Raw genomic sequence first — 15,937 nt, 5'->3', positions numbered from 1 at the left:
GATCTGCTCAACGGTCACCCGTACTACTTGATGAAGGGCGACCTCTGAAGCTGACGAGGATTGAACCATGAGCTTGAAAGACAAACTGCCCGGCGCGCTGGGTTTCGGTACGGCGCCACTGGGCAACATGTTCCGCGCCATTCCTGAAGAAGAAGCGCTGGCCACGGTGCACGCCGCGTGGGATGCCGGCGTGCGCTACTTCGATACCGCGCCGTTTTACGGTTCGGGCCTGTCGGAGATCCGCCTGGGCGCTGCGCTGGCCCACTACAACCGCGACGATTACGTGCTGAGCAGCAAAGTCGGGCGGGTCATTCTTGATGAAGTCGAAGACACCGCTGCCCGCGACCTCGGCGAGAAGAGCGGGGTGTTCGAGCACGGTCGCCCGAACAAGATCGTCAACGACTACAGCGCCGACGCCACCCTGCGTTCCATCGAAGACAGCCTCAAGCGTCTGCAGACCGACCGCCTGGACATCGTCTGGGTGCACGACGTTGCCCAGGACTTCTACGGCGATCAGTGGCTGGAATACTTCAACCAGGCCCGCACCGGTGCGTTCAAAGTGCTGACCCGACTGCGCGAAGAGGGCGTGATCAAGGGCTGGGGCCTGGGCGTGAATAAGGTTGAACCGTGCGAGCTGACCCTTGATCTGACTGAAGCGCAGCCGGACGGTTTTCTGCTGGCGGGTCGCTACACTCTTCTCGACCACGACCGTGCCTTACAGCGTCTGATGGACGCGGCACTGGCGCAGAACGTCGAGATCGTGGTTGGCGGTCCTTACAGTTCGGGCATTTTGGCCGGTGGTACGCACTTCGAATACCAGAAAGCCAGCCCGGCGATCATCAACAAGGTCGAGCAGATCAAGCGCATCGCGGCTGCCCACGGTGTCGACATCAAGGCTGCTGCGTTGCAGTTCTCGTTGGCGAATCCGGCAGTGGCTGCGGTGATTCCAGGGTCCAGCCGTCCGGACCGAATCGCTGAAGACGTGGCCGCACTGTCGGCGGTGATTCCCGCCGCATTCTGGCAAGCGATGCGTGAGGCGAAACTGGTTTCTGACCGTGCGCCATTGCCGATCACAGGAGCATGAGCATGAGCATGAAAATCGATTTGACTGGAAAACTTGCCATTGTCAGCGGCAGCACCGCTGGCATTGGCCTGGGCATCAGCAAGGCACTGGCCGAATCCGGTGCCACGGTGGTAGTGATCGGCCGCGAGACGGCCAAGGTCGAACAGGCGCTGGCGAGCATCCGCCAGAGCGTGCCGGACGCGCAACTGCGTGGCCTGACCGCCGACCTCGGTACGGCTGAAGGCGCTGAAAAGCTGTTCGCTGCCGAACCCCGCGCCGACATCCTGGTGAACAACCTCGGGATCTTTAATGATGTGGATTTTTTCGACACGCCGGACAGCGAGTGGACGCGATTCTATGAGGTCAATGTGATCTCTGGCGTGCGCCTGTCACGGCATTACGTGCCGGACATGGTCAAGCAAGGCTGGGGGCGGGTGATCTTCGTGTCCTCGGAATCCGGCATCGCGATTCCCGCCGACATGCTCAACTATGGCGTGACCAAGAGCGCCAACCTGGCGGTGTCCCACGGCCTGGCCAAGCGGTTGGCGGGCACCGGCGTGACGGTCAATGCGATCCTGCCCGGCCCGACGCTGACCGATGGCCTTGAGCAGATGCTCAAGGACGCCACTGTTGCGTCGGGGCGTAGTATTCGTGAAGAAGCCGATGCGTTCGTGCGCAAGGCCCGGCCGACTTCTATTATCCAGCGCGTGGCGAATGTCGAGGAAGTCGCCAACCTGGTGGCCTACATCGCTTCGCCGCTGTCCTCGGCCACCACGGGCGCGGCGCTGCGGGTCGACGGCGGTGTCGTTGACAGCATGGCGATTTGAACCTTTTTGATTAAGAGCGAGGACTACATGGCAACTGCATCAGCGTTTATTGATATCCCGGCGTCGGCCGATCAGGTGTGGCAATTGATTGGCGGCTTCGACACGCTGCCGGACTGGCTGCCGTTTATCCCGAAAAGCGAACTGAGCGAAGGCGGGCGGGTGCGCAGCCTGCAAACCGCGGACGGCGCGGTGGTGGTTGAGCGCCTGGAGGCGTTTGATAACGCCGGGAAAACTTACAGCTATTCGATTGTGCAGGCGCCGTTTCCAGCGACCGAATACCTGGCGACTATCAAGGTAGAAGCACAGGGCAAGGGCACCCGGGTGACGTGGTCGGGCCGGTTTACACCGGTCGGGGTGAGCGAGGCAGAGGTCGAGGCGTTGTTTGCCGGGATTTATCAGGGCGGCCTTGAGGCCTTGAGGGCCAACTACCCAGCCTGAGAAGCACCGTAGATCCCTGTGGGAGCGAGCCTGCTCGCGATAGCGGTCTATCAGTCAACATCTATGTTGAAGCTGAAGACGCAATCGCGAGCAGGCTCACTCCCACAGGTGTTGTGTCAACTCAGGTGAGGCGGCTCAGGTCTGGGGAATCAGGCTTTGCTGGCAATCGAGTGTCAATCGTGCGCCGCCGAGTTCGCTGGTGCCCACTTCAAGCGCAAAGCCATGCAGGCTGGCGATCGCCGCAACGATCGAGAGACCCAGGCCGAAGCCGTTTTTCTGATTGCCACTGTCCGCCCGATAAAAACGCTGGAACACCGCTTTGCGTTCGCTTTCCGGGATGCCGGGGCCTGAATCGAGCACTTCGATTCGCGTGTGCCCAGCCACATTGACCCCACGCAAAATCACTTCGCCGCCCGGTGGGGTAAATTTGATCGAGTTGCTCAACAAGTTCGCCACAGCCTCAAACAACAGCGCGCGATCGCCAATCAACGGGGGCAGCGATGCAGGCAATTGCAGCGTGAACAGCAACTCGCCTTCCTCCGCCAGCGGCAAGTAAAAGTCGTGTAATTCCTGCAGCAGCGGCACCGGGTCCAGCTGCACAAATCCGGAGCGGCGCTGCCGGTCCTCCAGTTCGGAAATCCGCAACAATCCACGAAACCGCGCCATCAAGGTGTCGGCTTCAGCGAGCACTGAATCCAGCTGCACGGCCAGCGTCGAGCCTTCATCCGCTTGCTGTTGAATCCGGTACAACTGCGCGCGCAGGCGGGTCAGTGGGGTGCGCAGGTCATGGGCGATGTTGTCGCACACACCCTTGACCTCGTTCATCAAGCGTTCGATGCGTTCAAGCATGGCGTTGACGATGGCGGCGAGCATATCCAGCTCATCGCGGCGATTGGACAGGGGCAGGCGCCGGGTCAGGTCGCCGGCGACGATGGCTTCGGCGCTCGCTTGAATCGCACGAATGCGCCGCAACGGGCGCCGCCGCAGCAGGTGCCAGCCGGCAATGCCGGGCAGAATGGTCAGCGTCACCCCCCAAAACAAGGCATGCAAAATGATGCGGGTCACGGCGAACAACGAACCGTTGTCGCGTACCAACACTAGCCAGCGACCGTCCCTGGTCTGGGTCGCCACCGCGTCACAACTGTCGGCGGGCAGGCTGGGGTCGTCGGATTCGGCGCAGTCGCTGAGCATGTGGATCTTGCCGTCCAGCGGCAAACCTTCGGGGATGCTTTGCATCGCACCGCTGAGGTAGCGGTGCTTGGCATCGAACAGGCCGTAGGCGTCGATGCCGCGAATGTCGAAGGTCATGCTGACGGCGAGGGCGTCCACCAGTTGCTCGCCCTGAAAGTGCGAAAACAGGTGCTGGCGTTGCATCAGCGAGTGCTTGGCCAAATTGTCCAGGTAAGCCGAAACCTCGAAATACATGACCCCCATGAGAATCCCGCTCCAGAGCACGAACAGCGAACTGTACAGCGCGAGCAGGCGGCTGCTGGACGAGCGCCAGCCGTTAGAGGGGTTCAGCAATGACATATCCCGAGCCTCGCACGGTGCGGATCAACGGGACTTTACCGGGTGGGTCGATCTTCTTGCGTAGACGACCGATGTGCACGTCGATGAGGTTGGTGCCAGGGTCGAAGTGATAACCCCAGACTTCCTCGAAAATCATCATCCGCGACAGAATCTGCCCGGTGTTGCGCATCAGGAATTCCAGCAGCTTGTACTCGGTGGGCAACAGCGTCAGCAACTGATCGTCGCGGCTGGCTTCGTGGCTGATCAGGTTCAGCTCAAGGTCGGCGACGCGCAACGTGGTCGCCTGTGCGGTCACGGTGTTCTGGCGGCGCAGCAGCACTTCAACGCGGGCGGCCATTTCATCGGTGGCGAACGGCTTGGTCAGGTAATCGTCACCGCCAGCGCGCAAGCCGCGCACCCGCTCGTCGACGTCGGACAGGGCGCTGATCATCAGAATCGGCGTGGCCACGCCCATGGTGCGCAACGTGGTGACAATCGCCAGGCCATCGAGCTCGGGCAGCATGCGGTCCAGCGTGATCAGGTCGTAGTTGCCGCTGACCGCACGTTCAAGTCCTTCACGGCCATTGTTGACCCAATCGACATCGAGGCCGTGGCTGCTCAGTTCGGCGACGATTTCCCGGGCGGTCACGGCGTCGTCTTCGATGGTCAAGATGCGGGTCATAGGGCGTGCCTGATAGTCAGTTCATGGCGGAGTGTGGGGGCATTTTGCCAAGAATTACCGGGGTCTGAATAAATTAACTTTCATGTTGCTTGAAGAGCTTGTGCAGAGCATTGATATCATACGGCCATAACTCATTCAGGAAACTGCGCTGTGCTTACTTTGATTCGTCGCGGCGGGATGCCGATTACATTGTTGTTGCTGTGCATTGCCAGCACTTCCAGCTGGGCGGGTAATACACCGTGCTCGGGAAAAAAGGGCGGAATCGATCGCTGTGACGGCGATCTGTTTCTGTGTAATGACGGATCTATCAGCGGTTCGAAGAAAAGTTGCTCGGCGGTGTATGGCGGCCAAAGCCAAGCCCGACCGCAAACCGTGTTGCAGCGTAATGATGGCTGCGCCTGCGGCACCGGCTCGTTCTGCACTGGGCCCAGAGGCGGGGTCTATTGCCTCACGCCCAGCGGTAACAAGAGCTACAAGCGCAAGTAGTTAATCGCAGTGCATAAAACCCGCTGCAATTGCCCCTACCTTGCAAATTGCAATAAAACTGGAAGTTCAAACTTTATAAGTTGTTGAAATAAAACAATTTATTTAAATATTGCGACTGGCACGGTGACTGCAATTCTCCCTCCGAAGAGTTGTAACACCATCTTTCTGCCTGGAGCGAAAACAATGAATAGATCCTCTGATGGTTTCTATCCCGATATAGAAGAATCAAGCACGCTGTCGGGGGTGTCCTGGGGCGCGATCTTCGCCGGGGCTGCTGCGGCAGCGGCGTTGTCGCTAATTCTGGTACTGCTCGGCTTCGGTCTGGGCTTTTCGGCGGTTTCACCTTGGGCCCATGAAGGCGTGAGCGCCAAAGGCCTGGGGATTTCCACAATCGTCTGGCTGGCGGTAACGCAAATCGTGGCTTCAGGGCTCGGCGGTTATATCGCCGGTCGCTTGCGGGTGAAGTGGGCCAACATGCACGGCGATGAAGTTTATTTCCGTGACACTGCCCACGGCTTCCTGGCCTGGTGCGTAGCCACGCTGGTGACGGCGACGCTGGTCGTCGGTTCGGTCAGCAGCATCGTCAGCGGTGGCGTGCAAGCCGGCGCAAGTGTTGTCGGTGGTGCTGCCAGTGTCGCGACTCAAGCCGCTGGTACCGCCGCGGCTAAAACCGACAGTGACCAGTATGGTTACTTCGTCGACACCCTGTTCCGCGATGATCGTCCTGCCGCTGTCAGCGATGACGCGGCTCGCAGCACCGTGACCCGGATCTTCGTACGCTCCCTGAGCGATGGCCAACTGGCCGCCGCAGACCGGACTTACCTGGCCCAATTGGTTGCCCAGCGCACTAACCTGACCCAGGCCGATGCCGAACGGCGTGTCGATGAAGTCTATGCCCGCACTCAAAAAGCGGTTGCCGACGCCAAGCTGGCGGCCCAACAAGCTGCTGACACCGCTGCCAAAGTCGCTGCCTGGACGTCGCTGTGGATGTTCGTTGCCTTGCTGATCGGTGCATTTTTCGCCAGCTTCGCCGCCACCTTCGGCGGTCGTCGTCGGGATGCCGTGGTGTATCTGGAATCCGACACTTACGTCACCACCACTACATTGCCTGTTCGCTAACCCAGGAGAATCCTCATGCGCTCATTACTTCTCTTTTTTCTCGGCGTGCCTATCCCGATCATCATCCTGATCGCCCTGTTCATGCATTGATACTCTGAGGCTTATGCCTCTGCCGCTTCCGCCTCTGGTGGAAGCGGCTTTTTGCTTTCCGGGCTCCAATAAAGCGACACTGATCTGCGGCAGCAGGCTTGCTCGCACATTTTTGATTTGGGTTGCCCAGGAGAGAAGTACGTTGGACAAAAAGGAAATTAAACGGCAACTGGTGGAAATGCTGGAAGCCGGGCGTTCAAAAACCGAGACCTTCAAGGCGTTTTCGGGTGGGACGGTAAAGGACCGGGTGCTGGCTTACTGGATTGGAGCCAGGCCGGATCCGGCGTTGCGCGAAAAGCATTCAGGCAAGATCAACGTTCTGATTGCATTGACCTGTGTCCAGGCATTGCTGGGCGCGGTCACCAGTTTTTTCATGGGTTTGATGATCGGGCCCGGTGCAGCGGTGTTCTTCACGCTCTTTGCAGGGCTGGTGCCATTGGCATTTGCGTGGGGTTTTTACAAGGGCTCGGCGAAGGCCTACACGATCTACATGATTCTGAGCGTCAGCCAAATCTCGCGAATGTTCAAGGGGTATGAAGAAGACCCGGTGATGACCGTGGTCGGCGTGGCGATCACCCTGGGCATGGTGTTTTTTGCCACGTGGATCAAAAACCTGTTGTTCCCGGACCTGGGCTTTGTGGGTTCGAAAAAGCTCAAGGGACAGTACGTGTTCTCCAACTGATTGACGGGGTAGGGGCCAGCTCCCACCGGGTTCTTGTGCTCGACACAAATCCCTGTGGGAGCGGGCTTGCCCGCGATGGCGACAGACCTGCCGCCACAAGACTCAAACCTTACCCGCTTCCCGCTCCTCCATCTGATCCGCCTCAAACAATCTGGCCAATTCCGCCCGCGCTTCCTGTGCCGTCTGCAAGACCTTCGCCGCATCGTCATACACCGCATGCTGGGCTTCCAGCACTTGTTCATCGTGGTGCTTGAAGCGCTTGATCCGCGCATCGGCCTGCGCTTGGGTCAACCCCAGGCCGACCAAGGTGCGCCGACTCATTTCCAGGCTCGAATAATAGGTTTCCCGAATCGCCTCGGCGCCAAGGTCCACCAGCCGGTGCACATGCTGACGGTTACGGGCCCGGGCGATGATCTTGATGTGCGGATACAGCTTTTGCACCACCTCGGCGGTCTTGATATTGGTGTCCGGATCATCGGTGGCGATGACAAAGTATTCCGCTTGCTCGACCTTGGCCGCGCTGAGGATTTCCGGGCGCATCGGGTCGCCGTAGAACACCGGGACGCCGCCGAAACTGCGAGACAGTTCGATGGTTTCCACCGAGGTGTCCAGCGCCACGAACTTGATGTTCTGTGCGCGCAGAATCCGCGCCACGATCTGCCCCATCCGGCCCATGCCGGCAATCACCACGCGCGGCGCGTCGGTGTCGATGTCGCGAAATTTCTCCGGCACCTCGACGGGCTGCACCTTGGGCGTATACAGCCGCGCGCACAGCAGCAACAACAGCGGCGTCACTGCCATGGACAAGGTGATCGTCAGCACCAGCAAGTCGTACAGGCGCGGCTCGAACAGCCCCTGGTCGCGCCCGATCTTGAACACCACAAACGCAAATTCACCACCCGCCGCCAGCACGATACCCAGGCGAATAGCGCTGACTTTGCCCAAGCCGCCGGCCAGTCGACCGACCACAAACAGCAGCGGCAATTTGAGTGCGATCAGCAGCAGGGTCAGCCCCAACACCGTGATCGGCGCGCTGAGCAGCAGACTCAAGTTGGCGCCCATGCCGACGCTGATGAAAAACAACCCTAGCAACAGGCCCTTGAAAGGCTCGATCTGCGCTTCCAGTTCATGGCGGTATTCAGAGTCCGCCAGCAGCAACCCGGCGAGGAATGCGCCAAGGGCCATGGACACACCGACGAGGTCCATCAGCCACGCCGTGCCAATCACCACCAGCAACGCGGTCGCTGTGGAAACCTCGGGCAATCCGGTCTTGGCCACCACGCGAAACACCGGTCGCAGCAGATACCGTCCGCCGACCACCACCACCGCAATGCTGCCCAGTACCCGCAAACCGTGGTTCAAGTCGTCGGCAGCGGTGGAGGTGTGATCGCCACCCGCCAGCAGCGGCACCATGGCGATCAACGGGATCGCGGCGATGTCCTGGAACAGCAGGATCGCAAACGCCAGGCGACCGTGAGGACTGGTCAGCTCCTTGCGCTCGGCCAGGCTTTGCAGGCCAAACGCGGTGGAAGACAACGCCAGGCCAAGGCCGAGTACGATGGCGGTGTTCAAGGGTTGGCCGAAGACAAACAGCGCCAGCACGCCGATCACCGAACCCGTCAGCAGCACCTGCGCCAGTCCCACGCCAAACACTGATTTGCGCATCACCCACAAGCGGCGCGGTGACAATTCCAGGCCAATGATGAACAGCAGCAACACCACGCCCAGTTCGGAGATATGGCTGACGCTCTGCGGATTACCGATCAACCCCAGCACCGACGGCCCGATGATCACCCCGGCAAACAGATAACCCAGCACGGCCCCCAGTTGCAGGCGTTTGGCCAAGGGTACGGTGAGCACGGCCGCGAACAGAAAAACAACGGCGGCTTGTAAAAGGTTGCCTTCGTGGGGCATGACGAACTCCAGACACTCGATACGGCGGGGCGACAAGGATAAAGGCTGAGGCCTCAGGCGTCAGCCTGAACATGAAGCGTTTCAGCTTGCAGTGAAGGCCAGGTGAATCTGGTTACAGTTAGCACCAATTAGTTACATTCATAGGATAAGCTAATCAATCTGCCTGTTCCCCGAGTACGCATTATGGCCATCAACTTCGACCTCAACGATCTGCAAGCCTTTCGCGCTGTGGTCGAGCAGGGCAGTTTTCGCAAGGCCGCGGACACCGTGCGTATCTCCCAGCCGGCACTGAGCCGACGCATCGAAAAACTGGAAGACGCCCTCGGCGTACGCTTGTTCGAGCGCACCACGCGCAAGGTCAGCCTGACCCAGGCCGGGCGCGGTTTTATGCCGAGTGTCGAGCGCCTGCTCGATGATCTCGACATCGCGCTGCTGGGTATCAGCGAAGTCGCTTCGACCCGACTCGGCCATGTCACGGTCGCGTGTGTGCCGTCGGCGGCGTATTACTTTATGCCGCGAGTGATCGCCCGTTACCACCGGCAATTTCCCCGGATCAAAGTCAAAGTGCTGGATTCCAGCGCTCACGACGTGCTTGGCGCGGTGGTCAATGGCGAGGCGGATTTCGGCCTGAGTTTCATGGGCACACTGGAGGCCGAAGTCGAGTTCGAACCATTGGTGCAGGAAGAGTATGTGGTGGCCTGTCGTCGCGATCACCCGCTGGCGGGGCGTAGCAGCGTGACTTGGGATGAGTTCTATCAGCAGGATTACATCTCGCTGGACAAGACGTCCGGCAATCGCTTTTTGCTGGATCAGGCGCTGGTCGGTATTGTCCCGCAGCGGCCGAGTATCTGCCAAACCCGCCATGTGACGACGATGATCGGTCTGGTGGAGGCGGGGTTGGGCGTGGCGGCGGTGCCGTTGATGGCGATGCCGGCGGCCGATCACCCGATTCTGACACGGGTTCCGCTGACCAATCCTCAGGTGATGCGCAGTGTCGGTTTGATCAAGCGCCGGGGTCGAACCCTGACCCCGGCGGCGTTGGAACTGGAACGGTTGGTGGTGGAGATGAAAGTCCAGCCGTCCGCGGTCAGCGGCTGACCGAATCCAGGCCGGTGGCCTTCACGTCCGACTGAGCAGCCGAGGAGGCCAGGTATTCAAGCAGCGCCTTGGCTTGCTCCCGGTGCTGCGCGCCCACCGGAATGCCGGCCGCAAAACGCGTCACCGATTGCACCGACTCCGGAATTTTCGCCACAAAACTCACCCCCGGCACGGGCAGCAGTTCGCTGACTTGCTGGAAGCCCAGTTGGTAATCTCCCGTGGCAACCACCGAACCGACCGGGATTTTTGGAATCATCTTCGATTTGGGTTTGAGTTGATCCTCGATGCCCAGGCGCTTGAACAGTTGCTCCTCGATGTACACGCCGCTGGCGCTGTCGGAATAGGCCACGGACTTCGCGTCGAGCAAGGTCTTTTTCAGTCCGTCGACGGAACTGATGTCCGGCTTCGGCGCGCCTTCGCGCACCACCAGGCCGATTCGTGAATCCGCCAGTTCAACCCGGGACGCCGGGTCGACTTTGCCTTGCTTGATCAAGTCGTCCAGGGCGTAGCCCACCATGATCACCACATCGGCCTGCTCACCACGCGCGAGTCGATTGGGGATCGCTTCCGGCGCCTTGCCCATCGAAGGGCCAAGGGCGGTGTCCAGTGTGTTGCCCGTGGAGGCAGCGAATTTCGGGCCGAGGATTTTATAGGCGGCGGTGAAACCACCGGACGTCATCACGCGGATCTCTTCGGCCTGGGCGAGGGTGCTCAGACCGAGACTGGCCAGCAAAGTCAGGGCAGCAAAATTGAATAGTTTCTTCATGGTCATGTGTTCTCGAAGGGTTCAGGACATCGCCGGTTGCAGGCGACCGGTCGAGCGGCGGTAGAGATACAGCGTCGCGCACAACGCACAGAGCGCGGCGAAACTCATCCAGTAACCGGGCGCGGCTTTGTCGCCGGTGTACTGAATCAGGAAGGTCGACATCGCCGGGGTGAAACCGCCAAACACTGCGGTGGCCAGGCTGTATGCCAGGGAGAACCCCGCGACCCGGACCTCGACCGGCATGATTTCCGTGAGCGCCGCAATCATCGCGCCGTTGTACAAGCCGTAAATGAACGACAGCCACAGCAATACCAGCAGCATGTGCATGAAGCTCGGCGCGTTGACCAGGAAGGTCAACGCCGGATACGCGGTGGCGAGGGTCAACAACGCCATGGCGATCAGCACCGGACGACGACCGATCCGGTCGGACAATGCACCGCCAATCGGCAACCAGAAGAAGTTCGAAACACCCACCAGCAAGGTCACCAGCAAAGCATCGGACGTGCTCAGGTGCAGCACGGTTTTGCCAAACGTCGGTGCGTAGACGGTAATCAGGTAGAAGGCGGTGGTCGTCAGCGCGACCATCATCATGCCGGCGAAGACGATCACCCAGTTCTGCGCCAGTGTGCGGAACACATCGCCCATGCTCGGACGGTGTTTACGCGCGGTGAACTCCTCGGTTTCCTCCAGGTTACGGCGCAGGAAGAAAATGAAGGGCACGATCATGCAACCCACGAAAAACGGAATTCGCCAGCCCCAATCGGCAATCATCGCCGGCGCCATCCACTGGTTCAGTCCATACCCCAGCGCGGCGGCGACAATGATCGCCACTTGCTGGCTGGCCGATTGCCAACTGGTGAAGAAGCCCTTGTCGCCGGGCGTGGCGATCTCTGAGAGGTACACGGAGACTCCGCCCATTTCCGCTCCGGCGGAGAAACCTTGCAGCAGTCGGCCGATCAGCACTATGGCAGGAGCGAACAGTCCGATGGTTTCGTAGCCGGGTACCAGCACAATCAAGATCGTGCCGCTGGCCATGATCGACAGTGTGACAATCAAACCTTTGCGCCGGCCCACATCATCAATGTAAGCACCCAGCACCACGGCACCCAACGGACGCATCAGGAAGCCCGCGCCAAATACCGCAAAGGTCATCATCAGCGAGGCGAATTCGCTGCTGGCCGGGAAGAACACGGCAGCAATCTGCGTGGCATAGAAACCGAAAAGGAAGAAGTCGAATTGTTCGAGAAAGTTGCCCGAGGTGACCCGGAAAATCGCACTGGCGCGGGAGCGCCCGGAAGGGATTGATGTTGTCATTGATCAGTACTCCACCGCTTTTATGACGTGTATTGCCTGGACGCAATGCACGGTTCTTATTGGGGCGAATGGTGGATCAGGGGCATCGATATGATAAGTGCATTGTTGACATGCATTAATGCGTGAAGCGGATCAATGGTGGATGCAGATAGGCGTTTAGCCGCTGTAGCGCCTGTTTTCGATTTCGACGTGGCTGATAATTTTTCGAATGATCGAGCGTCTCGGCGGTCCCACTTCAGCTACCAAGCATTTACTGGAGGTTCATCAATGAACAACAAGACCCTTATCGCCAGCCTCGCCCTCGTTGCCGGCCTGGCCGGTATCGCCCCGATCGTTCAAGCGGATGACCCACCCCAAAAAACCGTTCAGCCCGGCGTCAACAATTCCCGCAAGCTGGTGGTCGGCGACCGCGCCCCGGACATTTATCAACGCAGCGAAAAAGCCTTGGGCAACTGGAAACAGAAGGGCCTCAAAGCCCCGAAAAGCCAGGCGCAATGGGTGCAGATCAATGACAAGTACATGATGGTGATGATTACCAACGGGACGATTGTCGATATCACGCCAGTGGAGCGATAGGCCGAAGAGGCTATTCGCTGTGAGCACGCGTCAGGCTTTCGGTGCCCAACCGATATTGATTATTCCCACTGCGTTTAGCCTCATACATCGCCAGGTCGGCGATGTGAATCAGCCGGTCCATGCTCGGCGCATGGTCCGGGAATACCGCGACGCCAAGGCTGGTGCCGATGTGGCGTTGGTCATTGCCGATGGTGATGGGCGGTGACAGTTCGACGAAGATTTTCTGGCAGATGTTGCGCGCTTCATCCTGCAGACTGATGCCCAGGGGCAGCCCCTGCAGGATCACCACGAACTCGTCGCCACCGATCCGCGCGACGGTGTCGGTCGAGCGCAGGATTCTCTTCAGGCGTGTGGCGGTCGTGATCAGCACCCGGTCACCCGCGGCATGGCCGTAGTGATCGTTGATGGCCTTGAAACCATTGAGATCGACGAACACCAGCGCCACTCGGGTCGCGCTGATACGTGCCTGTTCCAGTGCGTCGGACAAGCGTTCTTCGAGCACCAGGCGGTTGGGCAGGCCGGTCAGCGGATCGTAATGGGCCAGGTGTTGCAGGTAGCTGGCCGAGGCTTTTTCCTCGGTGATGTCGCGCACCACCCCCATCATCTTGACGGTGGCGTCATGGTCGTTCTTGACCACGTTGCCTGTCTCGCGCAACCAGCGAATGGTGCCGTCGGGCCAGACCACGCGGTATTCCTCGTCATGGTTTTCACCGGTTTGCAGGCAACGCAGTTCCCCGGCCCGCACCTGAGCCCGGTCATCGGGGTGTACGCAGGCGCAAAATAGTGCGTAGGAGGGCGTCACCTCGCCGATCTTGAAGCCGAACATGCCGTAGATGGCGTCCGACCAGTAGAGCTTATCGGTGTCGACATCCCAGTCCCAAGTGCCGATGCGGGCGAAATACTGGCTGCGCTTGAAGCGTTCGGCATCACCGTCCTGGCGCAGGGTCTGGCGCTCGGACAGGTTGGCGATCAATGCGCGTTGCTCGGCCAGCTGCCGTTGCAGCGAGCGCTCGCGGTAGATCAGCACGACGATCAGGGCAATCATCACCGAGCCGATGGCGGCGCTGGTCCAGACGAAACTCATTCAGGCGTTGCCATCGTTTGTGTGTTAACCGTGAGGGGATATGCCCCATAGATTAGTTCAGACGCGCGCCAAGTAGCAGTCGCTTTCTCTTCAGCGGACGCTAGACTTTATAGGCACGCTATCAGCATCGTGATCGTCCGCCCGGCAGGGAATCATCACCATGACTCAGGTCAACGCATCTGCCGCTGTGCCTCCGCCTGCGCCGGAGAGTTCGCAACTGTCGACCCACTTCGGCGGTCCGACGTTGCTGTTTGGCGCTTATCTGTTTTTTTATTCGTGGCTGCACCTGTTTTATTACTTCAAGACGTTCGGCATACCGTTGGTGTCGCTCGATATCTCGTTGTACTTCTATCTTGCGTTTGCCTGGACAGTCGCGAAACAGTTTGGTGTCTGGTACCTGATCGGCGGCGCCTTCGTTTATGTCTTGCTGAACAGCCGCTGGTCTTGGGATGAGAAGCCCATTCGCTACCTCCTGCACAAAGTGTTGTTTGCGGTATTTCTGATTGCCGGCCTGTGGGGCACATCGGTGCTGGCCGAGCACTTCGGCACTCTCCAGGCTCAGCAAGTGCGCGACGGCGGGGTATTGCGCCCGATTCGCCTGCATTTCAAAGAACAGTACGCAAAGGTTTATCCGCCTGAGCTGATGATGGCCACGGCCAGCAAGGACGGCGGGGTAAAAGAGGCGGTGCTGCTGATTGAAACAGCCGCGACCTATTACGTGCTGGTGCAAAAGGTACTGGTGAAAACCGATAATCGGCCACAACGTTACGATTCATTTGGCACGGTGTATCAAGTGCCGAAAAAGCAGGTGACTTATATTGAAATCGACGTTCCCAACATGCCACGGGTAACCCGAACGTTGTTTTTTGACGAGTTCCTGTAATGACTCATTCTGGACTTATGGCAGGTGCGCTATGACCAGACGAATGATGGTGCTGTCGCTGGTTTTATTAGCCAGCGCGGCAAAGGGCGAGGAAATATTGTTGATGCCCAGTGGCGAGCAATACCTGGGCAATCAGACGGTGGATCATTCGGGCATCTTCGTCGATTGCGACAAGCGGCCCCACAGTTCGGCGGACGGCAAGATCCAGCCGACCAGTCAACGGTGTACGACCAGCCAGGAGATTATTGTGGCGACGCCACCGCTGATCACCCGTTCTCCGCTGGAAGTGGTAAGCGTCAACCCGAAAGACAAGAAGATCGAAGTCATGGAAGGGAACATGCTCAAGACCCTCGACCTGAAGGGTTTTACAGACTTTCATTGGTTTGATTTCAACAAAGGCGACCAGATCGGCATTGTCACCGACCAGAAAAGCAGCCTGGGCAAGTGGATCTTTCCAGAAGCCATTTTCGGCAAGGACTTCGCCGTCGATGCCAAGGCCAAGGAAGAAAAAAAGGTCGAGGCGCAGGTGCCAAACCCTGACACGGGTGCGTGAAGAGTTGCCAGCCGGATGATTTTCTGGGAAAACCACGTCCCTCGAAAACCGCCAACAGATAAAACATTGCCATGACCGAAGAACTGCAAATCATCGACCTCGAACCGGGCAACGGCAAAGCCGTCGTCAAAGGCGCGCTGATCACCACCCAATACCGCGGCTGGCTGGAAGACGGCACTGAATTTGACTCTTCCTACAGCCGTGGCAAGCCGTTCCAGTGCGTGATTGGCACGGGAAGAGTCATCAAGGGATGGGATCAAGGGATCATGGGGATGCACGTCGGCGGCAAGCGCAAGCTGCTTGTGCCGGCGCATCTGGCCTATGGCGAGCGAACGATGGGCGCGATTCCCCCGAATTCGAATCTGATTTTCGAGATTGAATTGCTGGAAGTGCTGACGCGCGATGATTGATTTGTTGGGAGTAGTCTGAAATGGCGAACCCCGCCATCTATGTTAGAAGAAATGGTGGGGTTTTATGTGTTGGGAGAGTGATTTCTGGTTTTGATTTAGCAAGTCAGGTGAACATTTCAATATCGCCGAGCATGTCAGCAACTGTCGCTTCAAGTGCAGGGAATTTTCCTTTTACGGAATCAAGGGCAGACATCACGGTTTGCATTTCAAGCTCACCGAATCTGCGGGCTACATGGCCGAGTGCGATGATTGCTGCCGCAGCCACCGACTGAGTCCCACTCTCGAGATGTTTCAGACAAGTAGTCTGAGCCCACACACTGTCTTGCTCATTTAATCCTAAGGAAATCAGCGCGGTGACAATGTTCTTTTCTAAGCCGCTATCAAAGAGACTGACTGCTTCGTCATGGCTAATCGACGGATCGTGGTAGGTAAGTTTCACTATT

Annotated in this window: 18 protein-coding genes; 11 read left to right on the top strand and 7 right to left on the bottom strand. The window is 58.9% G+C overall.

What is annotated here, in order from left to right:
* Positions 1 to 67: 67 nt before the first annotated feature.
* Genes ACM6I0_RS12685 through ACM6I0_RS12675 form a run of 3 tightly spaced genes read left to right on the top strand, consistent with a single transcriptional unit; the run spans position 68 to position 2,328 of the window.
* Positions 68 to 1,084 carry an aldo/keto reductase gene (locus ACM6I0_RS12685; RefSeq protein ID WP_414922425.1) on the top strand — a complete coding sequence of 339 codons (1,017 nt, stop codon included), beginning with the start codon at positions 68 to 70 and terminating at the stop codon, positions 1,082 to 1,084.
* An 8-nt stretch (positions 1,085 to 1,092) separates the two neighbouring features.
* Positions 1,093 to 1,890: an SDR family NAD(P)-dependent oxidoreductase gene (locus tag ACM6I0_RS12680; protein ID WP_414922551.1), complete on the top strand. Its 798-nt coding sequence runs from the start codon at positions 1,093 to 1,095 to the stop codon at positions 1,888 to 1,890.
* A 27-nt stretch (positions 1,891 to 1,917) separates the two neighbouring features.
* The gene (locus ACM6I0_RS12675; protein ID WP_414922424.1) at positions 1,918 to 2,328 is read left to right on the top strand and encodes an SRPBCC family protein; all 411 of its coding nucleotides are present in this window, start codon (positions 1,918 to 1,920) and stop codon (positions 2,326 to 2,328) included.
* Positions 2,329 to 2,463: 135 nt separating this feature from the next.
* Here the strand turns inward: ACM6I0_RS12675 and ACM6I0_RS12670 are convergent, their stop codons facing one another.
* Positions 2,464 to 3,858, bottom strand: coding sequence for a sensor histidine kinase (locus ACM6I0_RS12670; RefSeq protein WP_414922423.1), 1,395 nt, complete (start codon positions 3,856 to 3,858; stop codon positions 2,464 to 2,466).
* Positions 3,836 to 4,519, bottom strand: a complete 684-nt coding sequence (locus ACM6I0_RS12665) for a response regulator transcription factor (protein ID WP_010455216.1) — start codon at positions 4,517 to 4,519, stop codon at positions 3,836 to 3,838. The genes ACM6I0_RS12670 and ACM6I0_RS12665 overlap by 23 nt, the downstream gene beginning before the upstream one ends.
* A 177-nt stretch (positions 4,520 to 4,696) precedes the next feature.
* Here ACM6I0_RS12665 and ACM6I0_RS12660 point away from each other — a divergent pair, with 177 nt between their 5' ends.
* The 3 genes from ACM6I0_RS12660 (at position 4,697) to ACM6I0_RS12650 (ending at position 6,896) form a co-directional block, all read left to right on the top strand.
* On the top strand, positions 4,697 to 5,005 hold the full coding sequence (locus ACM6I0_RS12660) for a hypothetical protein (protein WP_414922550.1): 309 nt from the start codon (positions 4,697 to 4,699) through the stop codon (positions 5,003 to 5,005).
* Between the two features lie 183 nt (positions 5,006 to 5,188).
* Positions 5,189 to 6,124: a hypothetical protein gene (locus ACM6I0_RS12655; protein ID WP_285431174.1), complete on the top strand. Its 936-nt coding sequence runs from the start codon at positions 5,189 to 5,191 to the stop codon at positions 6,122 to 6,124.
* A 232-nt stretch (positions 6,125 to 6,356) separates the two neighbouring features.
* A complete protein-coding gene (locus ACM6I0_RS12650; RefSeq protein WP_414922422.1) occupies positions 6,357 to 6,896 on the top strand; it encodes a hypothetical protein in 540 nt (179 codons plus the stop codon).
* A gap of 102 nt (positions 6,897 to 6,998) precedes the next feature.
* Here ACM6I0_RS12650 and ACM6I0_RS12645 read toward each other — a convergent pair whose 3' ends face one another.
* Complete coding sequence (locus tag ACM6I0_RS12645; RefSeq protein WP_285431177.1) at positions 6,999 to 8,810, bottom strand: monovalent cation:proton antiporter-2 (CPA2) family protein; 1,812 nt, start codon at positions 8,808 to 8,810, stop codon at positions 6,999 to 7,001.
* Between the two features lie 183 nt (positions 8,811 to 8,993).
* Here ACM6I0_RS12645 and ACM6I0_RS12640 point away from each other — a divergent pair, with 183 nt between their 5' ends.
* Positions 8,994 to 9,908, top strand: a complete 915-nt coding sequence (locus ACM6I0_RS12640) for a LysR family transcriptional regulator (protein WP_285431178.1) — start codon at positions 8,994 to 8,996, stop codon at positions 9,906 to 9,908.
* On the opposite strand, the gene ACM6I0_RS12635 is transcribed toward ACM6I0_RS12640, so the two are convergent.
* Together ACM6I0_RS12635 and ACM6I0_RS12630 are read right to left on the bottom strand one after the other, a co-directional pair.
* A complete protein-coding gene (locus ACM6I0_RS12635) occupies positions 9,898 to 10,674 on the bottom strand; it encodes a substrate-binding domain-containing protein (RefSeq protein ID WP_285431179.1) in 777 nt (258 codons plus the stop codon). The genes ACM6I0_RS12640 and ACM6I0_RS12635 overlap by 11 nt on opposite strands.
* 21 nt (positions 10,675 to 10,695) lie before the next feature.
* The gene (locus ACM6I0_RS12630; RefSeq protein ID WP_414922421.1) at positions 10,696 to 11,988 is read right to left on the bottom strand and encodes an MFS transporter; all 1,293 of its coding nucleotides are present in this window, start codon (positions 11,986 to 11,988) and stop codon (positions 10,696 to 10,698) included.
* 267 nt (positions 11,989 to 12,255) lie between these two features.
* Between ACM6I0_RS12630 and ACM6I0_RS12625 the strand changes: the two genes are divergently transcribed.
* Complete coding sequence (locus ACM6I0_RS12625) at positions 12,256 to 12,564, top strand: RcnB family protein (RefSeq protein WP_285431182.1); 309 nt, start codon at positions 12,256 to 12,258, stop codon at positions 12,562 to 12,564.
* 10 nt (positions 12,565 to 12,574) lie between these two features.
* Here ACM6I0_RS12625 and ACM6I0_RS12620 read toward each other — a convergent pair whose 3' ends face one another.
* Positions 12,575 to 13,648, bottom strand: a complete 1,074-nt coding sequence (locus ACM6I0_RS12620) for a diguanylate cyclase domain-containing protein (RefSeq protein WP_414922420.1) — start codon at positions 13,646 to 13,648, stop codon at positions 12,575 to 12,577.
* A 160-nt stretch (positions 13,649 to 13,808) separates the two neighbouring features.
* Between ACM6I0_RS12620 and ACM6I0_RS12615 the strand changes: the two genes are divergently transcribed.
* The 3 genes from ACM6I0_RS12615 (at position 13,809) to ACM6I0_RS12605 (ending at position 15,494) form a co-directional block, all read left to right on the top strand.
* Positions 13,809 to 14,531 carry a hypothetical protein gene (locus tag ACM6I0_RS12615; protein ID WP_414922419.1) on the top strand — a complete coding sequence of 241 codons (723 nt, stop codon included), beginning with the start codon at positions 13,809 to 13,811 and terminating at the stop codon, positions 14,529 to 14,531.
* 31 nt (positions 14,532 to 14,562) lie between these two features.
* A complete protein-coding gene (locus tag ACM6I0_RS12610; RefSeq protein WP_414922418.1) occupies positions 14,563 to 15,084 on the top strand; it encodes a hypothetical protein in 522 nt (173 codons plus the stop codon).
* Positions 15,085 to 15,155: 71 nt separating this feature from the next.
* Positions 15,156 to 15,494: an FKBP-type peptidyl-prolyl cis-trans isomerase gene (locus ACM6I0_RS12605; RefSeq protein ID WP_414922417.1), complete on the top strand. Its 339-nt coding sequence runs from the start codon at positions 15,156 to 15,158 to the stop codon at positions 15,492 to 15,494.
* Between the two features lie 103 nt (positions 15,495 to 15,597).
* Here ACM6I0_RS12605 and ACM6I0_RS12600 read toward each other — a convergent pair whose 3' ends face one another.
* A complete protein-coding gene (locus ACM6I0_RS12600; RefSeq protein ID WP_414922416.1) occupies positions 15,598 to 15,933 on the bottom strand; it encodes a hypothetical protein in 336 nt (111 codons plus the stop codon).
* Positions 15,934 to 15,937: the final 4 nt, after the last annotated feature.

The organism is Pseudomonas sp. IT-P294, assembly GCF_949767865.1.
Lineage (GTDB): Bacteria > Pseudomonadota > Gammaproteobacteria > Pseudomonadales > Pseudomonadaceae > Aquipseudomonas.
Note: the sequence above shows the minus strand (reverse complement) of the source record. Positions and strands in the feature narration are given on the sequence as shown.